Consider the following 25,624-nt stretch of genomic DNA (forward strand, 5'->3'; position numbering starts at 1 on the left):
GCGCCCCTATTTGGCCGGTGTCGGCGCCGCGTCGCCCTTCTGCACCTGCGGATCGACCTTCTGCCCGGGGATCGCGCGCAGCAGCCCGGCGGTCACGACGCGATCGTCTGCCTTCAGCCCGCTTTCGATGACGCGCAGCCCTCCGTCGAGCGGCCCGGTGGTCACCTTGCGCTGCTCGACCACATTGTCGGCGTTGACCACCAGCACGTAGCGGCCGGCCTGATCGCTGCCGATCGCGACGTCAGGCACCAGGAGCGCGTTCTCCTCCTTGGTGAACGGCACGCGAACACGGACGTAGAAGCCCGGCAGCAGCACGCGATCCGGATTGGGTATCAAGCCACGGACGGGCAGCGTTCCGGTCGACTGATTGACGGTCGGCGAGACGTAATCGAGCTTGCCCTTGTGCGGATAGCCGGTCTCGGTCTGCAGGCCGACCTCGACCGGCAGCTGTCTGATGTCGTTGACCGTCATGCCGAGGCGGCGCGCTTCGTCGCGCACCCGCTGCACGTCCTGTTCACTAACGTTGAAATTCACATAGATCGGGTCGAGCTGCACGATGGTGGCAAGCTGGGTGGGCGACGCCACGCCGACCAGTTCGCCGACCGAGACCAGATGGTTGCTGACGATGCCGTCGAACGGCGCCGCCACATTGGTGTAGCCGTAGTTGACCGCGGCGATCTTGGTATTGACCTGGGCCTGCTGCAGACTGGCCTGCGCGTTGTCCCGCACCGAGGTCGAGCTATCCAGCGTCGACTGCGAGACCGCTTGGCGCTGCACCAGATCCGTCTGCCGCTTGAAGTCGGCGTCGGCCTGCTTCAGCGTCGCCTGCGCGCCGACTTCGGCCGCCTGCGCCTGCTCCAGTTTCAGCTTGTAGGTCTCCGGCTCGATCGTGAACAGGGTGGTGCCGTCCTTCACCTGGGCGCCGTCCTGATAATTGATCGACTGCAGGAAACCTTGCACGCGCGCGACCAGATCGACGGTCTTGATCGGCGCGGTGTTTCCGGTGGCGTCCAGATAGCGCGTGATGGCGCGCTGCACCGGCGGCGCAACCTCGACCTTGGGTGGCGGAGGCGCAACAAAACTGTTTTGCTCGCAGGCACTTAAACTGACAAAGGCCGATATGACGAAAGCCGAACGCGTCAGTGGCGCGTTTCGCAGCCGCACAAAATTGCTCCACATGAAATGTGCCGATGCGCACGCATGCCTCATTTCCGAGCCTCAATTCAAATGACTTAATTCAAAGATAGAAGAGATGTCGAAGCGAACGAAAAAAATCAGCCTGGTTCTTTCATAGCAACAATCCGCTTGCAGCGGAACTCGAAACCGAAAATGATGCCGCTCGCGAAGGTTGTTAGAGCAAGACTTTTTCAGAGCGCAGTTCAGTTGAGCCGGAGGCTTCCGGCGCGACGAGAGGATTTAGTCAGATGATCAATGCGTTGACACGAGCAACGAAGCTATCCGCATGGTTTGCGCTTGCGGCAATGATGAGCACCGCACCGGCGATGTCGCAGGCGCCGAGCCAGGCGCAGCGCGACGCCATCAAGTCACAATGCCGCAATGATTATATCGCGCACTGCTCGAGCGTTCCGCCAGGCGGCGAAGCGTCGCTGCAATGCCTGCAGAAGAACATGGCAAGCCTCGCACCGGGTTGCGCCAGCGCCGTGAAGGCAGTGGAAGCGCCGGCCGCGGCGCCAAAGGCGGATACCGCGCCCGCGGCAGCCAAGACCGATGCAGCCAAGACCGACGCAGCTCCGGCGACGGCGGCCAAGCCCGCCGCTGAGGCCGCCGCGCCGAAGGCGTCCGGGGCGCCGTCCAACGCGCAGATTTCCGCGATCCGCAGCGCGTGCCGCTCCGATTATCCCAAGGTCTGCGCGGGTGTGCCGACCGGCGGCGCGCCGGCGCTGCAATGCCTTGAGAAGAACAAGGCAAAACTCTCGCCGGCCTGCGAGAAGGCCGTGGCCGCCGCCGGCGGTGGCGCCGCGCCGGCCGCCGGCGCTGCTGCGACGACGGCTGCGCCAGCCGCGGCACCGGCGGCAGCGCCGACCGTGATCGTGCTGCGGCCGATGCGCACGCGCGAAGAACTGTTCGTGCTGCGCTCGGCCTGCGGCGCCGATGTCCGCTCGATCTGCGGCGGCGTCCAACCCGGCGGCGGCCGAATCCTGCAATGCCTGGCGACCAATGCCGGCTCGCTCTCGCCGGAATGCCGCGACGTGCTGGCGCCGTTCGCGGCGCGGTAATCCTGTTGTCACGTGACTGACCGCAAAGGGAGCCAACGATGCTGCGTATTGTCCTGACCGCCGCGCTGCTCTGCGGCACGACCGCCGTCTACGCCCAGGAGCTGACCAACGCCCAACGCGACGCCTGCATGGGCGACTACGAGAAGTTCTGCAAGAGCGTGACGCCCGGCGGCGGGCGCATCATCGCCTGTCTCGCGAAGCAGAGCGACAAGCTGACGCCGGCCTGCAAGAAGGTGCTGGCGGAGGCGGAAAAGAAATAGCCGCGCAGGCGGTGAGACGACATGTGCCCGGCGATTGCCGGTCACGGAGCCGTAGCACCTTGTTGATCAATCACAGGCCAATCAAGCCTCACCCCGGGAGAGGGAATATTATGCGTTCATTTCTGCTGATCGCCGCGGCCCTGTTGTCCTTTGCCGCGACCATGACCTTTGAACCCTCCGACGCCAACGCGGCGGTTTGCGCCCGCGGCGTCTATCGCGCCGGATGCGCCGGCACGCGCGGCGCCGTCGTCGTCCGCAAGCCCGTCGTCGCCGGCTGCCGCTGGGTGTGGGTCGGCGGCGTGAAGGTCCGCCGCTGCTACTGAGCCCTTCAGCGCCAACAGGATAGCCGCCTCGCGCATTTTCCCTCTGGCGTTCCCGCCGGAGGGAGATTAGTGTGGAGCCAAATAGTAAGTACACTGTCAATCTGGGAGGCAGACGTTGCGGATCGCCGTGATCGGCGGAGGGCCCGGCGGGCTCTATTTCGCCTATCTCTGGAAGAAGCGTCACCCTGACGCCGAGATCGATCTGTTCGAGCAGAACGCCGCCGGCGCCACCTGGGGCTTCGGCGTGGTGTTCTCCGAGCAGGCGCTGGACTTCCTGCGCGCCGACGACCCCGAGACGGTCGACGCCATCGCGCCGCGGATGGAGAGCTGGAAGAACATCACCCTCAACCTGCGCGGCGAGAGCGTCGAGATCGACGGCGTCGGGTTTTCCTCGATCGGCCGGCTGGAACTGCTGACGATCCTGCAGCAGCGCGTGCGCAGCGTCGGCATCACGCCGCGCTTCGACACCGTGGTGCAGTCGGTCGACGAGCTCAGGGGTTACGACCTAATCGTTGCCGCCGACGGGCTGAACTCGATGGTCCGCCGCGGCTTCGAGACCGCGTTCGGCGCGTCGGTCTCGCATTCGACCAACAAATTCGCCTGGTACGGCACCACGAAACCCTTCGCGACACTGTCGCAGACCTTTGTGGCAACCCAGCGCGGCAACTTCAACGCCCATCACTACCGCTACGCCAGGGACATGAGCACCTTCCTGGTCGAGTGCGACGCGGCGACCTGGGCGGCCTACGGCTTTGCCGACAAGAGCATCGAAGAATCGCAGGCGATCTGCGAGCAAGTGTTTGCCGAAACGCTGGACGGCCACCGGCTGATCTCGAACAAATCGGTTTGGCGCAATTTTCCGTGGATCTGGAACGAGCGCTGGTCGCATGGCAACATGGTGCTGATCGGCGACGCACTGCATTCGGCACATTTCTCGATCGGCTCGGGCACGCGGCTTGCGATCGAGGACGCGATCGCGCTGACCAAGGCGCTGGAGACCGAGGCCGGCATCGCCGCCGCGCTTGGGCGCTACGAAGGCGAGCGCAAGCCGATCGTGAAGAAGCTCGTCACCGCGGCGCGGACCAGCGCCGACTGGTACGAGCATTTCCCCGCGCACATGAAGCGCGATTTGATGGACTTCGCCTACAGCTACATCACCCGCTCCGGCCGGATCGACGACGCGCGGCTGCGCGCGATGTCGCCCGCCTTCATGGCCCGCTACGAAGCCGCAAAGGGACACTCATGACAGGGATCGCCGACCAGGTTCCACTGGACAATCCCGGTGCGCGCGAGATCGGCTTTGCGATACCCGAGCGCTACAATGCGAGCCGCATCCTGTTCGATAATCTCGGCAACGGACATGCCGACCGGCCGGCGCTGATCGGTCCCGCCGGGACGCGGACCTATCGCGAGCTCTGCACCGATGCGGCGCGCTGGGGCCACGCCTTCAAGTCGCTCGGGCTGCAGCGCGGCGACCGCGTGCTGCTGTTCCTCGACGACACGCCGGCCTATCCGGCCGCATTCTTCGGCGCGGTGCGCGCCGGCTTCGTGCCGCTGCTGATCAACACGCTGACGACATCAGAGCTGCTGCAGTTCTATCTGTCCGACGGCGGCGCGCAGGTGGCGGTGACGGATGCCGAATTCTGCACGCGCTTCAACGCGGAGGCCTGCAGGGACACACCACTGCGCACGCTGATCGTGGTCAACGGCGCCGCCGGCGAGCACGCCGTGCCTGAGCTGCGCAACACCGCCGACTGGCTGCAAACATTTCCAACCGAGCTCGACGCGGCCAACACGCACCGCAACGAGATGGCGTTCTGGATGTATTCGTCGGGCTCGACCGGCCGCCCCAAGGGCATCGTGCATCTGCAGCACGACATGGCCTATAGCGAGCTCGCCTTTGGCCGCAACGTGCTGAAGCTCGGACCTGGCGATATCTGCTTCTCGGTGCCGAAAATCTTCTTCGCCTATGGCTTCGGCAATTCGATCACGTTTCCTTTCACGGTCGGCGCCGCGACGCTACTGCTGCCGGGCCAGCCGAAGCCTGCCGCGATCTTCGCGGCGATCGCGCAGTATCGGCCGACCGTGTTCTTCGGCCTGCCGACGCTCTACATCTCGCTGACCAAGGCCGAAGGCGCCGGGCAGACCGATTTCTCCTCGCTGCGGATGGCGGTCTCGGCCGCTGAGGTGCTGTCGGCCGATGTCTTCAACGGCTGGAAAGAGCTCACCGGGCTCGAGATCATCGAAGGCCTCGGCTCGACCGAGGTGCTGCACATCTATCTCTGCAACCGCGCGGAACGGAAAAAGCTCGGCGCCGCGGGCCTGCGCGTGCTCGGCTACGAGATCATGCTGCGCGACAGCGACGGCCGCGAGGTCGGCGACAATGAGGAAGGCATCTTGTGGGTGCGCGGCGATTCCGCGACGCCGCTGTACTGGAACCGGCCGGACAAGACCGCCGAGACCGTGCGCGAGGACGGCTGGATCTACACCGGCGACCGCTTTGTCCGCGACAGCGACGGCTTCCACTTCTTCCGCGGCCGCGCCGACGATCTGATCAAGATCTCCGGCCAGTGGGTCTATCCGCTCGAAGTCGAGCTCTGCCTCGCCGATCATCCCGACGTCCGCGAATGCGCCGTCTACGCCGCCGAACTGCCCGATCGCCGCATGACGCTGCGCGCCGTGGTGGTGATGAACAAGGGCGGCTTCGATACCGATGAGGCAACGCGGCGGCTGCAGGACTACGTCAAGGCGAAGCTGCTGCCATACAAATATCCGCGCGAGGTGAAATTCATCGACGAACTGCCGAAGACCGGCACGGGGAAGATCGACCGGCAGGCGGTGATGCGGATGTGAGGGCGCCAGACTGCGCAACACTGCCGCCACACATTCAGTGTCGTCCCGGCGAAAGCCGGGACCCATAACCACCAACGTTTGTTGTGCGAAGGCTGGGGCCCCAGCTTGCTGCGACAACGACCATTTTGGGTTATAGGTCCCGGATCGCGCTCCGCTTGTCCGGGACGACGACTGAAAATGCGGGACCGCGTCTCCTGCGTCAACCGACGGGGGGGCTAACCGCCCAGCCCCGTCCCGCCATACAGCCACGCAATATCGTCGCACCACTCCGCTTGCGACTTCGCGCTCATGATCGCGTTGCGGATGCGGGCGTGCTCGCCGGCGGGGTGATAGACGTGCTCGCCGATCGCGCGTGACATCAGTTGCACCCGCGCGGTGCGCGGGAAGCGTTGCGCGCGGTAGGTATCGAGCGCCGCCGCCTGGTCGTCGTGATGGGCCATGATGTGCGACAGGCAGACTGCATCCTCCATCGCCTGGCAGGCGCCCTGCGCGAAATATTGCAGCATCGGATGCGCGGCGTCGCCGAGCAGCACAACGCGGCCGTCGATCCAGCGCTCATCGGGATCGCGGTCGCACAGCACCCAGAGCTTCCAGTTGGTGCCGTGGCGGATGATGTTCTGCGCCCGCTCATGGACGTGGGTAAAGCCCCTCATCACCTCGTCCTCGGAGACCGGCTTGCCGGCGACCGGCTCCGGCGCATCATTGTGATAGGTGACGACGAGGTTGAACACCTTCCAGCCCGACAGCGGGTAATGCACGATGTGGCATTTCGGGCCGGCCCACAGCGTGGCCGCGTTCCAGCGCAGATCCTCCGGCATCTGCTCGGTCGGGATCACGGAACGATAGGTGGTGTGGCCGGAGACGCGCGGCGGTCCATCTGATGTGACCTGCTTGCGGATGTTCGACCACAACCCGTCGGCACCGATGAGGAGACGGCCGGCGATGCGCTCGCCGCTGACGAGCTTTGCAGTGACCGATGAACCATCCTGCTCGTAGCCGACAACTTCGCTGGAAACGCGCAGCTCGATCAATTCGTGGTTCTGGCAGGCGCGCAGGAACACGCCGTGCAGATCACCGCGATGCACCACCGCATAGGGATTGCCGAACCGCGCCCGAAAACTGTCGCCGAGATCGATATGGGTGATCTCGTCGGCGGTCAGCGCATCCATCAGCCGCAGCTGGTCGATATAGACGGCCATGTTGCGCGCGGCTTCGCCGACGCCGAGATAGTCGAAGGCGTGGAACGCGTTCGGCCCGAGCTGGATGCCGGCGCCGATCTCGCCAAGTGCTGAGGCCTTCTCCAGCAGGATCGAGCGGATGCCCTTTTGCGCGAGGCCCAGCGCAACAGCAAGGCCTCCGATGCCGCCGCCCGCGATCAGGACCGGCTTGCTGTCTGCCATCAGCCCGACCTCCCCAGATGTTCGAGCGCGTCCTCGGCGCGCAACGGCACCCGCGAGGACTCGTTGTTGAGGTCAACGAGCTGGGTCAGCAGCGCCAGCAGCGTCTTGCGATCGGCCGGCTTCAGCGGCTGCAGCATCCGCGCCTGCGCCTTGTCGACCGAGGGCATGATGTCGCTGAGCACGGCAGCACCAGCCCTGGTGAGATAGAGCAACTTGACGCGCTTGTCCTCGGGCGACGGCTTGCGCGCGATGAACTCCTTGGCCTGCAGCCGCTCGATCACATTGCCGAGCGTGGAGCGGTCGAACGCGATCACCGCGGAGAGCCGGGTGGCGTCGATGCCGGGATGGGTCGAGATCGTCACCAGCGCCGCGTACTGCACCGGCGTCAGGTCGAATGCCTTGCACTCCTCGATGAACAACGCGACCGCGATCTGCTGCATGCGCCGGAACAGATAGCCGGGCGCGGTGTAGACCGCGTCCATGGTGACGGGCGTTGGCTTGCTATTCGGCATCGGGTTGCTTGTCCGGGGCGGCGTCGGCAAACGCCTTGACCTGTTTTGCCGCGGCCTCGGCCTTGAGCAGGCGCGGATAGGCCGAGAGATCGACGCCGAAGCGCCGCGCATTGGCGAGCTGCGGCACCAGACAGAGATCGGCCAGGGTCGGCTGGTCGCCGAAGCAGAACGGCCCCGCCTCCTCCGCGATCAGGGTCTCGCAGGCCGCCAGGCCCTCGCGATTGGCCCAGGCCGCCCACTCCGTGACCTGCGCCTCCGGCAGGCCGAGCTGACGCAGCCGCGCCAAGACCTTCAAATTCTGCACCGGGTGGGTGTCGCAGGCGATCGCCTGCGCGAACGCCCGCACCTTGGCGCGCCGCATCGGATCCTTTGGCAGCAAAGGTGGATTGGGATGGGTCTCGTCGAGCCATTCGATGATCGCGAGCGACTGCGTCAGGATCGCACCGGCGTCGCTCTCCAAGGTCGGCACCAGCCCCTGCGGATTGATCGCGAGGTAGGCCGGCGCGCATTGCTCGCCCTTGCGCAGATGATGCGGCAGATGCTCCGGCGTGAGCCCCTTCAGATTGAGGGCGATCCGCACCCGATAGGACGCGCTGCTCCGGAAATAGCCATGCAGCTTCATCGGAACCTCCCTTGCATTTTGCGTGGTTGATTGACGCTAGCCATATTGTCAGTATACTGTCAATTAAATTGAACCGACAAGAATGATGGGAGGCTTGCCATGGAAGCCGTGCAGAAGACCCCGGAGCGCGAGGCGTTCTACAAGAAGATCGACGGCGAAAACCTCTCGGCACTCTGGAACGTGATGAACGATCTGATCACGCCGGAGCCGAAGAGCGCCTGCCGCCCTCACCTCTGGAAATTCGATCAGATCCGCGATTACATGAACGAGGCCGGCAGGCTGATCACGGCCAAGGAAGCCGAGCGTCGCGTGCTGGTGCTGGAAAATCCCGGCCTGCGCGGCCAGTCCAAGATCACGACCTCGCTGTTCGCCGGCGTGCAGATGGTGGTGCCGGGCGACATCGCTCCTGCCCATCGTCACGCGCAGTCAGCGCTGCGCTTCGTGCTCGAGGGCAAGGGCGCCTTCACCGCCGTCGATGGCGAGCGCACCGCGATGGCGCCGGGCGATTTCGTCATCACGCCCTCGATGACCTGGCACGACCATTCCAACGAAACCAGTGAGCCGATGTTCTGGCTCGACGGGCTCGACATTCCGATGGTGCAATTCTTCGACTGCTCGTTTGCGGAAGGCGCCAAGGAAGACCAGCAGTCGATCTCCAAGCCGGCCGGCGCGAGCTTCGCGCGCTACGGCCACAATCTGCTGCCTGTTGACCAGAAGCGGACCTCGAAGACCTCGCCGATCTTCAACTACCCCTATGAATACACCCGCGAGGCGCTGGAGAAGGCCAAGGTCAGCGACGAATGGGACGCCTGCCACGGCCTGAAGTTGAAATTCTCCAACCCCGAGACCGGCGATTTCGCGATGCCGACCATCGGCACCTTCATCCAGCTGCTGCCGAAGGGCTTCAAGACCGCGCGCTATCGGGCGACCGACGCCACCGTGTTCGCCGCGATCGAGGGCAAGGGCCGCACACGGGTCGGCGACCAGACTTTCGAGTGGGGCCCGCGCGACCTGTTCGTGGTGCCGAGCTGGCACTGGGCCACCCACGAGGCCGATGCCGACTCCGTGCTGTTCTCGTTCTCCGACCGCCCGGTGCAGCAGAAGCTCGACCTGTTCCGCGAGGATCGCGGGAACGCGTAACACCCGTCGTCCCGGGCAAGCGAAGCGCGGCCCGGGACGACGGCGGAGGTTGGGGCTCGCGATGTGCACTTCACCGCCAGTGCAGCAGCCGTGTCTCCAGCCAGTTGATCAGCTTCCCCACCGCAAGCCCGAACAGCGACAGGATCACGACGCCGGCGAGCAGCTGATCGGTCTGCATCAGATTGCCGGCCTGCAGCACGAAGGCGCCGATGCCGTATTGCGCGCCGATCATCTCGGCGCTGACGACGAGCAGGAGCGCAACCGATGCGGTGATGCGGAAGCCGGCGAGGATCGAGGGCAGCGCGCCCGGCCAGATCACGCGGCGCACGATGGCATGGAACGGCACGTTGAAGCTTTGCGCCATCCGGATCAGATTGCGCGGCACCGCATCGACGCCGCTATAGACCGAGATCGCGGTCGAGAAGAACACACCGAGCGCAATGGTCGCGATCTTCGGCTCCTCGCCGATTCCGAGCCACAGGATCAGGAGCGGCAGCAGCGCGATCTTCGGAATCGGGAATAGCGCCGAGATGAAGGTGATGCCGACACCGCGCGCCAGGGTCGACAGCCCGATCGCGAAACCAACGATGACGCCGGCAACGGTGCCGAGGATCCAGCCGGTGCCGATCCGCATGATCGACCACGAGAGGTGCTGCCACAGCGCGCCCGACATCGCGAGCTTGGTGATCGCCACGGCGATCGCCGACGGCGCCGGCAGGAACAGCGGATTGACCAATCCTGCGCTACCCGCGAGCTGCCATACCGCGATCACAAGCGCGAGCGCGATCCAGCCGGCATAGCGGCTGCCGCCCGGGGTAAAGCCGGCGCCGCGAAACGCGACCGGCCGCGTTGCTTCCGCCGACGGATCGTTCGTCTCCTGCGGCGCGCGGTCAAGCATGCTGAACCTCGCGCTCGGCATCGATCGCCTCTTTCCGGATCAGCGACCACAGCTCCCCTTGAAGCGCGGCCAGCGGCCCGCGCGCGTCCGCCGCACCGCGTTCGGCACGCGTCATCGGAATGGTCACGATCTCCCTGATGCGGCCGGGGCGGCGTGACAGCACGACGACGCGGTCGGCGAGCCGCACCGCTTCCTCAAGGTTATGCGTTACATAGACCGCGCCCATCGTGCCGTCGGCAAGCAAGCCTACGAAATCCTCCATCAGGAGCTCGCGAGTCTGCGAATCCAGCGCCGATAGCGGCTCGTCCATCAGCAGTATCGCTGGTCGGACAGCGAGCGCACGCGCAATGCCGACGCGCTGACGCATGCCGCCGGACAGCTGTTTTGGGTAGGTCGCACGGAAATCGGAGAGACCGGTGCGGCGCAGCGCGTCGTCGATCACCGCACGGCGCTCGCCGGCGCTCAGGGCCGTGTGCAACAGCGGAAACGCGACATTCTCCTCGACCGTATTCCACGGCAGCAGGGCAAAATCCTGGAACACGAAGGTCAGCGGATTGAGGCTGCCGGCCGGCGGCGCGCCGCGCAGTTCGGCGGCGCCCGCGGATGGCCGCAGCAGGCCGCCGAGGATCGACAGCAGCGTGCTCTTGCCGCAGCCGGAGGGACCCACGATCGCGACGATCTCGCCCGCCGAGACCTGGAAGGAGACATCATCGAGCACGTCGAGCGCGCCGAAGCGATGGCTGATATGGTCGGCGATCAGGTCCATGTCACCCCGCTTTCCCAGCTTGAACCGTCATCCTGAGGAGCGCGAAGCGCGTCTCGAAGGATGCACGGCCGAGCTGCATCCGGGCCGTCGACCCTTCGAGACGCGCGCAAGTGCGCGCTCCTCAGGGTGACGGGGATGGAGTTGCGTGCGCGGCTCTGCATCAATCCGCCTTCACATAGTCCTTGGCGATGATCGCATTGGCGTCAAAGCCCTTGTCGACGAAGCCCTGCGCCTGCAGCCATTTGATCTGGTTGTCGACGTTCTTCACGTCGAGCTTGCCGTCGGGATCGATATAGGCGCAGTTGCCGACCACCTGCTCGACCGGCAGATTGGTGTATTTGGCGATGATCTCGAGCAACGGCCTAGTCTTGTCGTTGATCGGCACCACGCCATCCTTGATCGCCGTGAGGATCACGTCGTGATATTCGTGGTCGGCACGGGTGAGCGCGGTGAGCAGCCGGGTCACCAGCTGTGCGTTGGTCAGCGTCTTCGGCGAAGCGAAGATGGCGCCAAGCTGCCACGGCGTCTCGTCGCCGACCCAGCCCAGAAACTTCGCGCCGTTGGAATCCATCAGCGTCCGCGCGGTCGAGACCGGCAGCAGCGCCGCATCGACCGTCTCGCCCTTCAGCGCCGCCGCCGCGTTCGACAGCGACTGCAACGGCACGACTTTCACGTCGGACAGTTTGAAGCCGTATTTGTCGGCGAGCAGGCCGAGCGAATAATGGAAGCTGGAGCCGACCTGGGTCACCGCCACGCGCTTGCCGGCCAGATCCTTCGGGGTCTTGAGGCCCGCCGCGTAGGCATTGTTGCTGGCGAAATAGCCGATCAGGGGATAGCCGGCCTTCTCGCGGCTCATGCCGCCGATCACCTTCAGCGTGCCCTTGCCGGCGAGGTTATAGAGGCCCGCGGTGAAGGCGGTGATGCCGAAATCGATATCGCCCGAGGTGGTCGCGACCGCGATCGGCTGTGCCGCATCGAAGAATTTCAACTCGACGTCGAGGCCGGCGTCGCGGAAATAGCCCTTGTCCTGCGCGATGAACACCGGCGCCGAGGACGACAGGCGCAAGACGCCGATCTTCGCCTTGAGGAAATCATCGGCCCGCGCGATGCCGCTCGCGGCCCAGACCAGCAGACCCGCGAGTGCGAGCCGCGTCCAACCCTTCATTGCCGTCCTCCGCCTAAAGTCCTTCGGGCACGGCCTGATCGCGGCCGATGAACGCGCCCTGCTTGCCAAGCTGTTGTTGCAACTTTTCGACGGAAATGTCGCGCGGAATCGTGTTACCCGACAGCGCCAGCGCAGCCGCGGTTCCCGCCGCCTCGCCCATCACAAAACAGGCACCGGAGACGCGCGCGGCCGACTGCCCTTCATGGGTCATCGAGGCGCAACGGCCGGCAACCAGGAGATTGTCGACACCATCAGGCACCAGCATGCGGTACGGCAACTCGTTGTAGCCGCGGCTCTCCGGGATCGGCGGAAACTCGAAGATCACGTCGCCCGGCACGTGTGACTCCTTCGGCCAACCGTTGACGCCGATCGAATCCTCGAACGAGGCGCAGCCCAGCACATCCTCGCCTGACAGCATGTAGCCGCCGATCACGCGCCGCGTCTCGCGGATGCCTAGCTGCGGCGGCAGATCGACGATGTAGGAATTCTCGAAGCCGGGCACCGTGCGCAGAAACACGAAAGCCTCGACCGCCTGGCGGCGGCCCTCGATCTCGCCACGGGTCATGTCATCGGGATCGATGCCCGAGATGGCGCCGCCATCACTTCGCGTCACCTGCGTGAAATTCACCCGCCATTCGATCTGCGATTTCTGCGGCCGCACGATCGCCGACTTGCGCGGGAATTTATACGTACCGGCGGCCTCGGCCTCCGCCATCAGCGCGGGGATGGTGCGCCACGCATCGCCCGCCTTCGCCGGATCGATGCCGTTGAGGCGGAACATCATCGAGGGGTAGAGCATGCCGCCTTGGTTGTCGCCTACTTCAAAGGGCGCGCCGGCCCACACCGCGAGATCGCCGTCGCCGGAACAGTCGATGAAGATGCTGGCCAGCACCGCCTGCCGGCCGGCCTTGGTTTCCACCATTAGCGCGCGAATCCGCGCGCCGTCCATCACAACGCCGGCACCGAGCGCGTGGAACAGGATGTCGACCTTGTGATGCGCCAGCAGATCGTCCGCCGCGATCTTGTAGGCGGCGGTGTCATACGCCTGCGCAAGGATCTTGCCGAGGATCAGATGCGGCGCGTTCAACCCGCCGAGACGGTCGATCCGCGCCAGCAAGTCGGAGGCGATGCCCTGCACCACACGGTGCATCTCGCCGAAGATGTTGGCGTGGAGTCCGCAGAAGTTGGTCACACCCGCCGCGGTGCCCATGCCGCCGAGAAATCCGTAACGCTCGATCAGCAGCGTCCGCCGTCCGGCACGTGCCGCGCCGACGGCGGCCGCGATGCCGGCCGGTCCGCCGCCGAGCACCACCACGTCATATTCGCCATAGAGGGGGACCTGCCGCGCAGGTTCTTCGATCGTGCTCGCTCGCATCATTTCCGCCCTGAACAAAGTTGATTGCGCCAACTATGAATTGATGCGGATTGCAGTACAATCCACCAAATTATGTAATCAGCTTTCGCGAATCGAGAAAGGCGCGGGAAGAGCAGATGGATACGCTGGTCAACCTCGAGGCCTTCCTTGCCACCGCCGACGCCGGCGGCTTCTCTGCCGCCGCGCGCAGGCTCAACGTCGCGACCTCAGTCGTCGCCAAGCGCGTCACCCAGCTCGAGGAGCGGATCGGTACCGCGCTGTTCCACCGCTCGACCCGCCAATTGCGGCTGACCGAGGCCGGGCAGCAATATGTCCATCGCGCCCGCGGCGTGGTTGCCGATGTCGGCGATCTCTTGTCGCGGATGGGCGAGAAGCAGCGCGACCTCACTGATCACCTCCGCGTCAAGGCGCCGACCTCGCTGACGGTGGCGCGGCTCGCCGACGCTTTCACGATCTTCCAGAGACAGAACCGCAGCGTGAAGCTCGAGATCGTGATGATCGACCGTCCGGTCGATCCGGTGACCGAGGGTTTTGATATCGCGATCGGCGCCTTCCCGCATTCGTTCGGCGGCGTCGTCGACGAGCCGTTGTGCCGGCTGCCGCGGCTGTTGTGCGCCTCGCCTGTGTATCTGAAGAAGCACGGCACACCGAAGCATCCGCGCGACCTGGTCGATCATCGCTGCCTCAGCTTCCTGCCGACCGGCCCGGAATGGCCGTTCGAGGGGCCGCGCGGCCGCATCTATATCCAGGTGCGCCCGATTCTCTCTTCGAACGAGGGCCGCGTGCTGACGCAAAGCGCGATCGCCGGCAACGGCATCGCCCTGCTCTCGCATTATCTGGTCGCGGACGCGCTGCGCGACGGCACCTTGCAGCCGGTGCTCACTGAGTTTCCGATCCCGGAACTGTGGGTGAAGGCCGCCGTTCCGGAACGCCGCATCAATGCCGCCGCGGTGCAGGCGCTGCTGAAGACATTGAAGAAATCGCTGTCGCAATCGCTGTGATACGATGGCGGTCTTGCCCCTCGCACGCCGACCTGAGACAAGACCACGAAAGGATCGCCCGCTTGAAGCTCCTGATCTCAGTTTCGCTCGGCCTCATCATCCTCGCTGGGCCCGCGGCGGCGATCGAGACCTGCCGCTTCATCGAGGCCAAGGCGGAACGCGAGGCCTGCTATCACCGCCAGGAGCAGGAGCTGGCGGCGCGGCGGAAGCCTGAAGCGCCTGCGACGCAATCGAGCGAATCGAAGACATTCGATCAGCTGCAACAGATGCGCCGTGACGACGAAGAGGTCTACCGGAGCATCCGCGGCATCTGCAACGGCTGCTGAGCGAAGCCGCAAAGAACATTGTAGGGCGGATTAGCGAAGCGGAATCCGCCGATCCATCGGGATAAGAGCGGCGGGTTACGCCTCCGGCTAACCCGCCCTACAGTTTACCGCCGCCCCATCGCCCCGCGCGCTTCTCGGCGAAGGACGCGAGCCCTTCGGCCGCCTCGGCGGTCTGCCGCTTGGCCGAATGCAGATGGACGAGACGCTCGTAGGCGTCGTCGTCCACGCCCATGCCGCCGAACGAGCTTTCCATCGCGAGCTTCTTAGTCTCGGCCATCGCATCCGGTGCGTTGCCGAGCAGCTGCTCCACGACCTTGGCGCCGGCGCTTTCGAGATCGGCTGATGGCACCACCTCGTGCACGAGGCCGATGCGGCGCGCGTCCTCGGCGCCGAAGCGTTCGCCAGTCAGCGCGTAGCGGCGTACCTGGCGCACGCCGATGGCGTCGCAGAGCTGCGGGATGATGATCGCCGCGGTCAGGCCCCAGCGCACCTCGGTGATCGAGAACAGCGCGCTATCCGCCGCGATCACCACATCGCAGGCCGAGATCACGCCGGTGCCGCCGCCGAAGCAGCCGCCCTGCACCAGTGCGACCGTCGGGACCGGCAGCGTGTTGAGGCGCTGCACCGCCTCGAACGTGGCGCGCGACGCCACCTCGTTCTCCTCCGATGATTTCGGCCGCACGCCGTTGATCCATTTCAGGTCGGCGCCGGCCTGGAAATGCTTGCCATTGCCCTTGAGCACCACGACGCGCACCGGCCTGGTCGAGAGATCGTCGATCGCGGCCAGCACGCCGGCAATCAGCGCGCCGTCATAGGCATTGTTGACCTCGGGGCGATTCAGCGTGACGGTCGCGACCCCGCGCGCATCGAGGCTCCACAGGACTGGGCTGGCCGACATGAATTTTCTCCCTCGTTCGGCATTGATCTTGCCTTGTACCAGCCTTGCACTATGGCGAGCGGAGATGCCTTGATCCATCACTTTCGGCGCGCGCGACCGCGCCACGCGCATGACGGGTTGCGCGATGCCCCGCGCTTGTGGAAACTGACGCGGCACGTTGCAAGGAATTGTTCCACTCATGCGTATTTGCATTTTCGGCGCGGGCGCCGTCGGCAGCCATTTCGCAGTCCGGCTGGCTCGCGCCGGCCACGATGTGTCCTGCGTGATGCGCGGGCGGCATCTCGACGCGGTCAGGACCAACGGATTGACGCTCGAGGTCGGCGGCACCAGGGTCACCGCAAAGGTGAAGGCGTCGGCCGATCCTGCCGAGCTGGGGCCGCAGGACGTCGTTATCAGCACGTTGAAGGCGACCGGCATCGGCGCGCTCGCAACCGGGCTTTTGCCGCTGCTTCAGCGCGACACCGCCATCGTGTTCGCGCAAAACGGCATTCCCTGGTGGTACGATCTCGGCCTGCCGCCGCAGCATCCCGCCATCCCCGATCTCGGCTTCCTCGATCCCGGCGGACGGCTGCGCAGCGCCGTCCCAAAGGAGCGGATCATCGGCGGCGTGATCTTCTCGTCCAACGAGGTGATCGCGCCCGGCGTGGCGGCAAACCTGTCGCCGGAGCGCAATCGCCTCTTGATCGGCGAATGTGACGACCGGCAGAGCGAGCGCATCGCCACGCTGCGTGCGGCACTGAATGAAGCCTCGATCGAATCGCCCGAGGTCACGGAAATCCGCGAGACGATCTGGTCGAAACTGCTCACCAACATGTCGATGTCGGTGCTCTGCCTATTGACCGGGCTGACCGCGCGCGGCGTCCGCGACGATCCGACACTGCAGGACATCATCCCGCGCCTGCTCGACGAAGCCAATGCCGTGGCGACGCGCTATATCCCTGCGGTCAAGCGCGTCACCCGCAGCGGGCCGGCGCCCGACCACAAGCCCTCGATCCTGCAGGACTACGAGCTCGGCCGCGTCATGGAGATCGACGTGCTGGTGCGCGCACCGGTGGCGTTTGCCCGCGTCGCTGATCTCTCGACCCCGATGCTCGACCTGATGGCCGCGCTCGCGATCCAGAAGGCGCGTGACAAGGACCTCTATCAGGGCTGACAATCCGCCCCACCACGATAACAAGCAGGGACATCGAACCATGCACGTCAAGGACAAGGTCTGCGTCGTCACCGGCGGCGCGAGCGGGATCGGCGAAGCGGTGGCGCGGGCCTATGCGGAGGCCGGCGCCCGCGGCGTCGTAGTCGCCGATCTCAAGACCTCGCGCGACCGGCTCGCCAATGTCGCCGGCGATATCGACGGGCTTGCGGTCACCGCCGATGTCGGGCTCGAGGAAGACATCAAGGCGCTGATCGCCGCGGCCGAGGACAAATATGGTCCGGTCGACGTGTTCTTCTCCAATGCCGGATTGTCGCGCAAGGGACAGGAAGCCGCGTCCGATGCCGACTGGGACATGAGCTGGCGGGTGCATGTGATGAGCCATGTGTTCGCGGCGCGCGTGCTGGTGCCCGGCATGCTGGCGCGCGGCTCCGGTTATCTCATCAACACCGCATCGGCCGCGGGGCTACTGGCCTCGCTGAACTCGATGCCTTACGGCGTGACCAAGAGCGCCGCGGTCGCGCTCGCCGAACATCTCGCCATCCAGTATGGCGATCGCGGCATCCGCGTCTCCGTGCTCTGTCCGCAATCGGTGCAGACCGGCATGACGACGCCGGGCCCGAGCGCAGCGCGCGTCGACGGCGTGCTGCAGCCGGGCGAGGTGGCGCGGATGGTGATCGAGGCGATGGCCGAGGAGCGCTTCCTGATCCTCTCGCATCCGCAGGTGCAGGAATACATGCAGCGCAAGGCCACCAACCGCGAGCGCTGGCTCGCCGGCATGCGCCGCCTGCGCGACCGGATCTATGGCGGTGCGGCGTCAGGCTGACGGCGGCGCGAACTTCCCCAACGGACCGGAATAGGCCTTCGCCGCGGGCGAGGCGTAAGCGCCGCGGCGTGACGTCGTGAGCTTGAGACCGGCGAGCGCTTCCGCCTGCTTCACTGCGGCGGCGACGCCGTCGACCACGGGAACGTCGAACTGTACCGACAGCTCATGCGCATGATCGGCCATGCCGGCACAGCCGAGCACGATGGCGTCGGCCCCCTTCTCCAGTGCCCGCGCGATCTCCGCCTGCAGCTTTGGCTTTGCGCCAGAGCCCGGCTTCTCGAGATCGAGCACTGCGACGTCGCAGGCAGTGACCACGGCGCGGTCAGCAAAGCCGTAGCGGCGCACCAGCTCTTCAAGCGGCACGATCGAGCGCGGCAGCGTGGTGACGATGCCGATGCGCTTGGCGATCTGTCCGGCGGTGACCAGCGCCGCTTCGCAGATCCCGACTACCGGATAGCGCGTCGCCGACCGCGCGGCATCGAGCCCGGTGTCGTCGAAGCAGGCGATGATGCCGGCGTCCGCATCGGGCGTCTTCAACAGCGCCTCGATCAGGCCGGGAACGGCAAACGCCTCGTCGTAGAAGCCCTCGATCGAGGCCGGCCCCATCGACGAGGTGACCGCCACGATCTCGGTGCCGGATGCGGCAACCGCCTGCGCAGCGGTGGCGATGGTCGCGGTCATCGACGCGGTGGTGTTGGGGTTGACGATCAGGATCTTTGTCATGGGTTACGGCTCACGAATGTTTCACGACCCACGCCGCGAACGCATCGAGCAGCTCGGCCATCACCTCGCGGTCGTTGCGACCGGAGCGCTTGAGGACATGGAAGGAGTGATCGGCCTCCTGCACCAGATGCAGCGTCGCACGGCTGCCCAACCCCTTCACCACAGGCTCGAGCAGGTCGAGTTCGGCCAGCGCATCGCGCGTGCCCTGCAGGAACAGCATCGGGACCTTGACCTCGGCGAGATGTTTGGCCCGCTCGCTCGACGGCTTGCCGGCGGGATGCAGGGGGAAGCCGAGGAACACCAGCCCGCGCACGCCGGCGAGCGGCGCTTTCGCCTGCGCCTGCGACGTCATGCGTCCGCCGAACGACTTGCCGCCGGCGAACAGCGGCAGTTCGCCGCAACGCCGCGCAGTCTCCGCCACCGCGGCGCGCACCGTTGCTTGCGCGACGGCGGGCGGATCGGGCCGCTTGCTGCCCTTCTCCATGTAGGGAAACTGATAGCGCAGCGTCGCGATGCCGCGCTCGGCGAGGCCGACCGCAATCGCTTCCATCGAGGCATGGGTCATGCCGGCGCCGGCGCCGGCGCCATGCGCAAACACGTAGGCCGCACGCGGCTGCGCCGGGCGCAGCAGCAGCGCGGACACCGTGCTGTCGTCCGAGATCGTGATCGTGAGGGGTTGCGCGCCTGACGCGTTCAAGATGATATCTCGAAGAATTGTTGTGCCGTTAGTTCTAGCCGCAGGCCTTGATGCGCGCAAATGCCACCGCAACAGCGATGCCGTAAGTGAACTGGCTCACAGCCGATCAACATTTCCTTTGCAACATTGCCTTTGCAACATTTCCGTTGTTAGACCAAGAGCCGCCACTGTAGGATGGCGCGCAGCATGACACACGCAGAACGCGAACTTGTTTTCGGCGATTCTTAACATCTCGTCCATATCACGCGCGGGTACCACGAATCGGGGGACGGGGCATGCCTCGCAAGACGATCTTCTTCATCGGACTGCTGATTGTCGCCGGCGTCCTCTACTTCAAGGACGATATCGAGACGGTGGTGAGCAGCTTCCGCGTCAAGGTCGTCGACTACCAGCCGCCGGCAAAGAGCGTGTGGCTGGATCAGAATGTCAGCGCCGAGCGGCTGCGCTGGTTCTATCACGCCGACCAGGGCACCCGGACCTTCGGCATTCCCCATGAATGGTTCATGGCGCTGGAACAGCCGACGGTCTGGCCGCTGTTCACAGCGGCGCCGCGGCTCAGCGAGACCAATTATCTCGGCCGCTTCGGCTTTATTCCCGACACCGTGATCCCGGGCAAGCCGGATGCGCTGCCGATCGGCTTCGCGCAGGGCACTCCGATGGCGGATACCAACGGCGCGCCCTGGCGCAACCCGCACAGCAAGGCCGATATGACCGGGGTCGGGCTGACCTGCGCGGCCTGTCACACCGGAAGCTTCACCTATCGCGGTACCGAGATCGTGATCGACGGCGGGCCGGCCAACACCAATCTGTTCGAATTCCAAAAGAGCGTCGGCGTCTCGCTGCTCTTGACCCGGTTCTGGCCGGGCCGCTTCTCGCGCTTTGCCGACGAGATCCTCGGCAAGGATGCGAGCGTCGACGAGCGCATGGCGCTGCGCGGCCAGCTCGATCTGGTGTTGAAGCAATACGCCAACATCAACTCGTTGGAGACCAAGGTCGCCGCCAACAGCGTCGAGGAAGGCTATGCCCGGCTCGACGCGCTGAACCGGATCGGCAACCAGGTGTTCTCGATCGACCTGAACAATCCGGACAATTACGCCTCGCATTCGGCGCCGGTGCATTTCCCACGGATCTGGAACGCGCCATGGTTCAGCTGGGTGCAATATGACGGCTCGATCATGCAACCGATGGTGCGCAACGCCGGAGAGGCGCTCGGCGTCAGCGCCGAGCTCAATCTGCTCGACGAATCCAGGGGCCTGTTCAAGTCGAGCGCGCGAATCGACGTGCTGCACGAGATGGAGCGGATGATCGCCGGCGAGCCGCCCAGCGAGGACAAGGGCTTTGGCGGCCTGGCGTCGCCGAAATGGCCGGAGAACATCCTGCCGCAGATCAACATGGATCTCGCGAAGATCGGCGGCGGGCTTTACAAGACACACTGCCAGGGCTGCCATGGCCCGGCGATCAACAGCAAGGCGCTGCCCGCGAGCGAAGCCTTTGCGCTGTTCAAGGACAAGAAGCGCTGGATCAAGAACGACGCCGGCCAGCCGCTGCTCGACGTCGAGATGATTCCGATCAGCCTTATCGGCACCGACAGCGCGCAAGCCGAAGGCCTTGCGAGCCGTACGGTCGAGACGCCGGCCAATCTGAAGATCAAGGACGGCAGTTTCGGGCCGGCGCTCGGCGACCTCGTCGAGAAGGCCGTCGACTATTGGTACGACCAGAACAAGACTCCGCCGGAGGATCGCAAGCGCATCAACGGCTACCGGCCGAACGAGATTCAGGCGCCGCTCGCCTACAAGGTCCGGCCGCTCAACGGCATCTGGGCGACGCCGCCCTACCTGCACAACGGATCAGTCCCGACCATCCACGCACTGCTGTCGCCGGTGAAGGAGCGTCCCGCGACCTTCTATCTCGGCAGCCGCGAGTATGATCCCAAGGATCTCGGCTATGTCTGGAAGGACAAGATCAAGAACGGCTTCGTGCTCGACACCACCAAGCGCGGCAACAGCAACTCCGGACACGAATTCTCGAACGAGAAGCGCACCGGCGTGATCGGGCCGGAGCTGACGGAAAACGAGCGCCGCGCTTTGATCGAGTTCATCAAGACGCTGTAAGCCTCGCAAATCATTGCTCTCCGTCATGGCCAGGCATAGCCGTCTGAAGGACGGCGTCGCTTCCGCTCGCCTGTGCCCGGCCATCCACGTCTTTCGTCGAGGGAGCATTGAAGGCGAGGATGCCCGGGACAAGCCCGGGCATGACGAGTGGCGGCTCCGTGCTTCCGGCTTATGGATCTTCGCATCTCACCTCAACTCTTGGGTACCGGCTGCCGGCGCGCCGGGCGGGTCATGGCTTCGAGCTCGAGCAACTCGTTGAGCTGCGCCTCGGTCAGGAGCTTTTCCTCCAGCACGATGTCGGCGACCGAGCGGTTCTCCTTCAGCGCACGGCGCGCCACGCGCGATGAGGCCTCATAGCCAAGCGCCGGCGCCAGCGCCGTGATCAGGCCGATCGAGCCCTGCACCAGGCTGCGGCAGCGCTCGCGATCGGCCTCGATGCCGTCGACGCAGCGCTTGGTCAGCGTATCGATCGCCGCGGTCAGCATCCGCAGCGAGCTTAGCACGCAGTAGCCGATGGTCGGCTCGAACGCGTTGAGCTGGAGCTGGCCGCCTTCGGCGCACATCGTCACCGTGAGATCGTGCCCGATCACGAGGAAAGCGACCTGGTTGACCACCTCGGGGATCACCGGGTTGACCTTGCCGGGCATGATCGATGAGCCGGCCTGCACCGCCGGCAGACGGATCTCGCCGATGCCGGTGCGCGGCCCCGACGACAGCAGGCGAAGGTCGTTGCAGATCTTCGACACCTTGACCGCGACGCGCTTGAGTACGCCCGAAAACAGCACGAAGGCGCCGAGGTCGGACGTCGCCTCGATCAAATTCGAGGCCAGCACCATCGGCTGGCCGGACAGCCGCGACAATTCCTCGACCGCAAGCGCGGCGTAGCGCGGGTCGGCATTGATCCCGGTGCCGATCGCGGTGGCGCCGAGATTGACCTCGCGGAACAGCGAGGAGATCTCGTTCAGCCGTGCGACGTCTTCCTTCACGGTGGCGTGGAAGGCGTCGAACTCCTGGCCGAGCGTCATCGGCACCGCGTCCTGGAGCTGGGTGCGACCCATCTTCAAAACGTCGGCAAATTCCACCGCCTTGCCCTTGAAGGCATAAGCGAGATCATCCAGCGCGCGCACCAGCGGCTGGGTGGCAAAGATCACCGCAAGCCGCAGCGCGGTCGGATAGGCGTCATTGGTCGATTGCGCCATGTTGACGTCGTCGTTCGGATGCAGCGTGTGATAATCGCCAGGCTTCTTGCCCATCAATCGCAGCGCGACGTTGGCGACCACCTCGTTGGCATTCATGTTGGTCGAGGTTCCGGCGCCGCCCTGGATCGCATCGACGACAAAAGACTCGGCATAGACCTTGTCGGTCGCGATCAGGGTGCAGGCCTTATCGATCGCATCGGCCTTTTCGGGCGAGAGATAGCCGAGCCGCTTGTTGGCGCGGGCGGCCGCCTGCTTCACCAGCGCCAGTGCGCGGACGAATTCCGGGAAATGGCCGACCGGCACGCCGGTGATCGGAAAGTTCACCACCGCGCGCTTGGTATGGATGCCCCACAGCGCGTTGGCCGGCACATCGTCCTCGCCGAGCAGATCGTGCTCGGTGCGAGACTGCGCCTGCTCGATCGGCACGGTGCGGACGGTTGCGATCGCGAGCTCGCTCACGCCGCCGCTCTCGCCGGCGCCTGCGGTGTTGGCGGTCTCAACCTTCGATTCGGCCATCGGTCCCTCCGTTACCTCTTGCAAATCCTGTCGTCAGCGACACCGGCCATGATGCGCCCGACAGGCATCGAAAGCCAATGCCTGTCGGCAGAGTCTTGCACACCGGTGAACGGAACGACGCGTGAAAAGCAGCATTGGCGTGCGCCGAAGCGCGAAATAGAGGACTTGCCTTATCCGTCATGATAACAACAGCTTATAGCTGCATACCGCGTTCCGCCCCGCGGCAGATGCGGCTGCTTTCTCCGCGGCGTCATCGCGTGCTAGATCAGCATCGACTGGCGCAAGGGCGCTGCCGACATTGAACGAACCAAGGGCCAAAGCCGTGTCCAACAACAACGAAGCGATGACCATCAAATTCCGCTGTCCAGCGGAGCTCGAAGGCAAAATTCCGCCGCCGGTGCCCGCGTCATTGGGTCTTCCCGGATGGCTCAAGGCGATGCCGACGCAGGCCTTCAATGCGATGAGCAATCGCGAGGAGGATACCGTCAAGCGCTGCCCGCCATTCGTCGATGCGATGACGTCAGGTTTCCTGTTGCCGCTGGTCTGCGATCTCAAGGTCGAGAATGGCGCGATCACATGGGACAACGACCTTCCGCCCGGGCGCGAGCTCGAATTCCCGCGCTCGCCGGTCGGATTCCACGACGAAAGCCAGGTGGTCGGCTCGCCGCTGTTCGAGGCCGACCGCTTCGTCATCAAGTTTGTCAATCTGTGGACCATCGAGGCGCCGGCGGGCTACTCGCTGTTCTTCACGCATCCGGTCAATCGGTTCGACCTGCCCTTCACCACACTGACCGGCCTGGTCGATTGCGATCTGTTTCACGACAGCTGGATTCATTTCCCGGCACGCTGGCACGACACCAATTTCAACGGCGTGTTGCCCAAGGGCACGCCGATTGCGCAATGCTTCCCGGTGAAACGCGAAAACTGGGTCCCGCGGACCGCGGCGATGACGCCGGATGAAACATCGCGGGCACAGGAACTGTCCAAGAGGATCGCCCGCGAGTCTGGGCTGTATCGCCGGCAGTTCCGGACGTAGATCGGGCCGCACGGCCGCGTCGCAGCCGCATTCGGTAGCGGGGTGAAGTTGTGCACGCACCCTCCGTTCGTCGTCCCGGCGAAGGCCGGGACCCATACGCCGCAGCAGTTGTTGTAAGAGGGACTCGTCGTTTCAGCATCGCGCAGCAATTTACATTTGGGGTTATGGGTCCCGGCCTTCGCCGGGACGACAGTGAGTTTGTTGCGCTGTCCGCGCAAATATCGTCGTCCTGGCGAAAGCCAGGACCCATAACCACCGCATTCGGTGATGAACGAGATTCGCGATCCTAGCGTCGCGCAACAATTGAGATTTGGGGTAATGGGTGCTGGCTTTCGCCTGGACGACATTGTAGCAGGGGCTCGCCGCATGCGGCCAGGGACGCGACGCCGACCAACTGCGCTCTCATCAATGCAAACCAGTCGGCCGATGACAGACTGCCAGTCTGGTTACAGCAGCGCCTGGACCGCCTAGAGCTTCGGTTCTGATTGGATCAGAACCGAAGCTCTGGATTCCTGTTTGACGCGTTTCTTCACGCCAACCGGCGTCCATCCCGGATCAGGTCCGGGACAGGCTTTCGCTGGAAAACGCTCTAGCTCAGAAATTTTGCAAACCCGCTGGGACGGAAGAAGAAGCGGCCATGCGATGACATGGTCAGCGCGGCCGTCGTGCGGCCGATCATTTGCGGCCGGCCGCGCAACGCCAGACGCAGATTGGCTTCGCCGCCGGCGCGGTCGCCCATTTCCAGAAGGCAGGCGGAGTAGCTAAGACGCGTCAGGGGGTCGTCAGGGCGCTGCGTGAGCACCTGACGATAGAGCTCCGCCGCACCAGCGTATTCGCCATCAAGCAGCAGCACACGCGCGAGCGCGGGCAGGATAGCGGGATGCCCCGGCGCCACAATGCGCAGCTTCTCCAGAATCTCGCGCGCTCGGTTGCGCTGATTGCAATCGGGCAGCAGCTGCGCGAGCAGTATCTGCAACTCGAGGGTCCCAGGCGCGAGAGCGATCGCGCTTTCGATCACGGCAACCGCCTGGTCGATGCGACCGGCCGCGGACAATTGCCCTGCCAGCTCCTGAAATGCGGGAAGGAACGGCGGCCGCCGCGCGGTGGTTCGCCGCAACACATCGATCGCCTCGCTGCGGCGGCCGACAGCGCCGAGCGCCACGCCCAGCAGCGTCTCGATACCGGCATCCTCGACGCGGCGGGCGGCTCGCTCGAGCGGCGCGATCGCCTCCTCGTTGCGGTTCTGGGCCATCAGCGCCCGTGCCAGGATCGTGGCCGCGCCGACATCGGTCCGGTTTGCCTTCAACACCTCCGCCGCCAGCCGCTCGGCTTCGACGACCTGCCCCATCTGCAACGCGACCACGGCGCGTTGCAGAACCGGGGATGGGCCGGGCCCGCGATTGGCGGAAGGAGGCGGAGGTTTCGGCATGCGGCCCGCGATCAAATGGTGATCTCAGCCGTTACCATTGGCGCCGACGGAGCGTCCAGCGAAAGTTGCGTGAGAAGCGCTACGGCCCTCGCGCGCGCCAGTCGAACAGGGCACCTTGGCACCACCCGGTTCCGTCCGGTTTTTCGACTGCTTAACCTATT

The 25,624-nt window shown here is 65.1% G+C and carries 25 protein-coding genes; 12 read left to right on the plus strand and 13 right to left on the minus strand.

All coding sequences use genetic code 11. From position 1 onward, the window contains the following. Positions 1–6: 6 nt before the first annotated feature. The gene (locus G6P99_RS45655) at positions 7–1,164 is read right to left on the minus strand and encodes an efflux RND transporter periplasmic adaptor subunit (protein WP_063618973.1); all 1,158 of its coding nucleotides are present in this window, start codon (positions 1,162–1,164) and stop codon (positions 7–9) included. A 260-nt stretch (positions 1,165–1,424) separates the two neighbouring features. On the opposite strand from G6P99_RS45655, the gene G6P99_RS45660 reads away from it, so the two are divergent. The 5 genes from G6P99_RS45660 (at position 1,425) to G6P99_RS45680 (ending at position 5,673) form a co-directional block, all read left to right on the plus strand. After that, positions 1,425–2,237, plus strand: a complete 813-nt coding sequence (locus G6P99_RS45660) for a cysteine rich repeat-containing protein (RefSeq protein WP_029083210.1) — start codon at positions 1,425–1,427, stop codon at positions 2,235–2,237. A 38-nt stretch (positions 2,238–2,275) separates the two neighbouring features. After that, a complete protein-coding gene (locus G6P99_RS45665) occupies positions 2,276–2,497 on the plus strand; it encodes a cysteine rich repeat-containing protein (protein WP_029083209.1) in 222 nt (73 codons plus the stop codon). A gap of 110 nt (positions 2,498–2,607) precedes the next feature. Continuing rightward, positions 2,608–2,820, plus strand: coding sequence for a hypothetical protein (locus tag G6P99_RS45670; protein WP_029083208.1), 213 nt, complete (start codon positions 2,608–2,610; stop codon positions 2,818–2,820). 115 nt (positions 2,821–2,935) lie between these two features. Continuing rightward, positions 2,936–4,066 (plus strand): FAD-dependent monooxygenase, encoded by a 1,131-nt coding sequence (locus tag G6P99_RS45675; RefSeq protein WP_029083207.1) that lies wholly within the window; start codon positions 2,936–2,938, stop codon positions 4,064–4,066. Beyond that, entirely contained in the window at positions 4,063–5,673 is a 1,611-nt protein-coding gene (locus tag G6P99_RS45680; protein ID WP_165126809.1) for a benzoate-CoA ligase family protein, read from the plus strand. Before G6P99_RS45675 ends, G6P99_RS45680 begins: the two co-directional genes overlap by 4 nt. Before the next feature lie 215 nt (positions 5,674–5,888). Here G6P99_RS45680 and G6P99_RS45685 read toward each other — a convergent pair whose 3' ends face one another. From G6P99_RS45685 to maiA, 3 genes are read right to left on the minus strand one after another with little or no spacing between them, the layout of a single operon-like run. After that, a complete protein-coding gene (locus tag G6P99_RS45685; protein ID WP_029083205.1) occupies positions 5,889–7,073 on the minus strand; it encodes a 3-hydroxybenzoate 6-monooxygenase in 1,185 nt (394 codons plus the stop codon). Then, on the minus strand, positions 7,073–7,585 hold the full coding sequence (locus G6P99_RS45690) for a MarR family winged helix-turn-helix transcriptional regulator (protein WP_029083204.1): 513 nt from the start codon (positions 7,583–7,585) through the stop codon (positions 7,073–7,075). The genes G6P99_RS45685 and G6P99_RS45690 overlap by 1 nt, the downstream gene beginning before the upstream one ends. Next, positions 7,575–8,207 carry a maleylacetoacetate isomerase gene (gene maiA / locus G6P99_RS45695; protein WP_029083203.1) on the minus strand — a complete coding sequence of 211 codons (633 nt, stop codon included), beginning with the start codon at positions 8,205–8,207 and terminating at the stop codon, positions 7,575–7,577. Before maiA ends, G6P99_RS45690 begins: the two co-directional genes overlap by 11 nt. 99 nt (positions 8,208–8,306) lie before the next feature. Between maiA and gtdA the strand changes: the two genes are divergently transcribed. After that, entirely contained in the window at positions 8,307–9,347 is a 1,041-nt protein-coding gene (gtdA, locus tag G6P99_RS45700) for a gentisate 1,2-dioxygenase (protein WP_029083202.1), read from the plus strand. Between the two features lie 70 nt (positions 9,348–9,417). Here gtdA and G6P99_RS45705 read toward each other — a convergent pair whose 3' ends face one another. The 4 genes from G6P99_RS45705 to G6P99_RS45720 all read right to left on the minus strand — a co-directional run bounded on the left by G6P99_RS45705 (position 9,418) and on the right by G6P99_RS45720 (position 13,551). Further along, positions 9,418–10,245, minus strand: a complete 828-nt coding sequence (locus tag G6P99_RS45705; RefSeq protein WP_029083201.1) for an ABC transporter permease — start codon at positions 10,243–10,245, stop codon at positions 9,418–9,420. Continuing rightward, complete coding sequence (locus G6P99_RS45710; RefSeq protein WP_029083200.1) at positions 10,238–11,011, minus strand: ABC transporter ATP-binding protein; 774 nt, start codon at positions 11,009–11,011, stop codon at positions 10,238–10,240. Before G6P99_RS45710 ends, G6P99_RS45705 begins: the two co-directional genes overlap by 8 nt. 160 nt (positions 11,012–11,171) lie before the next feature. Beyond that, a complete protein-coding gene (locus G6P99_RS45715; protein ID WP_165126811.1) occupies positions 11,172–12,176 on the minus strand; it encodes an ABC transporter substrate-binding protein in 1,005 nt (334 codons plus the stop codon). A 13-nt stretch (positions 12,177–12,189) separates the two neighbouring features. Beyond that, the gene (locus tag G6P99_RS45720; protein WP_029083198.1) at positions 12,190–13,551 is read right to left on the minus strand and encodes an FAD-dependent oxidoreductase; all 1,362 of its coding nucleotides are present in this window, start codon (positions 13,549–13,551) and stop codon (positions 12,190–12,192) included. 116 nt (positions 13,552–13,667) lie between these two features. On the opposite strand from G6P99_RS45720, the gene G6P99_RS45725 reads away from it, so the two are divergent. Next, positions 13,668–14,552 carry a LysR family transcriptional regulator gene (locus tag G6P99_RS45725; RefSeq protein ID WP_029083197.1) on the plus strand — a complete coding sequence of 295 codons (885 nt, stop codon included), beginning with the start codon at positions 13,668–13,670 and terminating at the stop codon, positions 14,550–14,552. Between the two features lie 62 nt (positions 14,553–14,614). Next, on the plus strand, positions 14,615–14,878 hold the full coding sequence (locus G6P99_RS45730) for a hypothetical protein (RefSeq protein WP_029083196.1): 264 nt from the start codon (positions 14,615–14,617) through the stop codon (positions 14,876–14,878). Positions 14,879–14,975: 97 nt separating this feature from the next. Here G6P99_RS45730 and G6P99_RS45735 read toward each other — a convergent pair whose 3' ends face one another. Beyond that, a complete protein-coding gene (locus tag G6P99_RS45735) occupies positions 14,976–15,776 on the minus strand; it encodes an enoyl-CoA hydratase-related protein (protein WP_029083195.1) in 801 nt (266 codons plus the stop codon). A 178-nt stretch (positions 15,777–15,954) separates the two neighbouring features. On the opposite strand from G6P99_RS45735, the gene G6P99_RS45740 reads away from it, so the two are divergent. Both G6P99_RS45740 and G6P99_RS45745 read left to right on the plus strand, forming a co-directional pair. After that, entirely contained in the window at positions 15,955–16,929 is a 975-nt protein-coding gene (locus G6P99_RS45740; protein WP_029083194.1) for a ketopantoate reductase family protein, read from the plus strand. 40 nt (positions 16,930–16,969) lie between these two features. Continuing rightward, the gene (locus tag G6P99_RS45745) at positions 16,970–17,752 is read left to right on the plus strand and encodes an SDR family oxidoreductase (protein ID WP_029083193.1); all 783 of its coding nucleotides are present in this window, start codon (positions 16,970–16,972) and stop codon (positions 17,750–17,752) included. Here the strand turns inward: G6P99_RS45745 and G6P99_RS45750 are convergent. Together G6P99_RS45750 and G6P99_RS45755 are read right to left on the minus strand one after the other, a co-directional pair. After that, positions 17,744–18,475: an aspartate/glutamate racemase family protein gene (locus G6P99_RS45750; protein WP_029083192.1), complete on the minus strand. Its 732-nt coding sequence runs from the start codon at positions 18,473–18,475 to the stop codon at positions 17,744–17,746. The genes G6P99_RS45745 and G6P99_RS45750 overlap by 9 nt on opposite strands. 10 nt (positions 18,476–18,485) lie before the next feature. Continuing rightward, a complete protein-coding gene (locus G6P99_RS45755) occupies positions 18,486–19,172 on the minus strand; it encodes an alpha/beta family hydrolase (protein ID WP_029083191.1) in 687 nt (228 codons plus the stop codon). A 275-nt stretch (positions 19,173–19,447) separates the two neighbouring features. Between G6P99_RS45755 and G6P99_RS45760 the strand changes: the two genes are divergently transcribed. After that, positions 19,448–21,283, plus strand: coding sequence for a di-heme-cytochrome C peroxidase (locus tag G6P99_RS45760; RefSeq protein ID WP_029083190.1), 1,836 nt, complete (start codon positions 19,448–19,450; stop codon positions 21,281–21,283). A gap of 191 nt (positions 21,284–21,474) precedes the next feature. Here G6P99_RS45760 and G6P99_RS45765 read toward each other — a convergent pair whose 3' ends face one another. Then, on the minus strand, positions 21,475–22,998 hold the full coding sequence (locus G6P99_RS45765) for an aspartate ammonia-lyase (RefSeq protein WP_084518589.1): 1,524 nt from the start codon (positions 22,996–22,998) through the stop codon (positions 21,475–21,477). A gap of 343 nt (positions 22,999–23,341) precedes the next feature. On the opposite strand from G6P99_RS45765, the gene G6P99_RS45770 reads away from it, so the two are divergent. After that, positions 23,342–24,034 (plus strand): hypothetical protein, encoded by a 693-nt coding sequence (locus G6P99_RS45770; RefSeq protein WP_035977574.1) that lies wholly within the window; start codon positions 23,342–23,344, stop codon positions 24,032–24,034. 589 nt (positions 24,035–24,623) lie between these two features. On the opposite strand, the gene G6P99_RS45775 is transcribed toward G6P99_RS45770, so the two are convergent. After that, positions 24,624–25,463, minus strand: a complete 840-nt coding sequence (locus tag G6P99_RS45775; protein ID WP_084518590.1) for a tetratricopeptide repeat protein — start codon at positions 25,461–25,463, stop codon at positions 24,624–24,626. Positions 25,464–25,624 lie beyond the last annotated feature (161 nt).

This window comes from Bradyrhizobium sp. 6(2017), from assembly GCF_011058295.2.
Lineage (GTDB): Bacteria > Pseudomonadota > Alphaproteobacteria > Rhizobiales > Xanthobacteraceae > Bradyrhizobium > Bradyrhizobium septentrionale.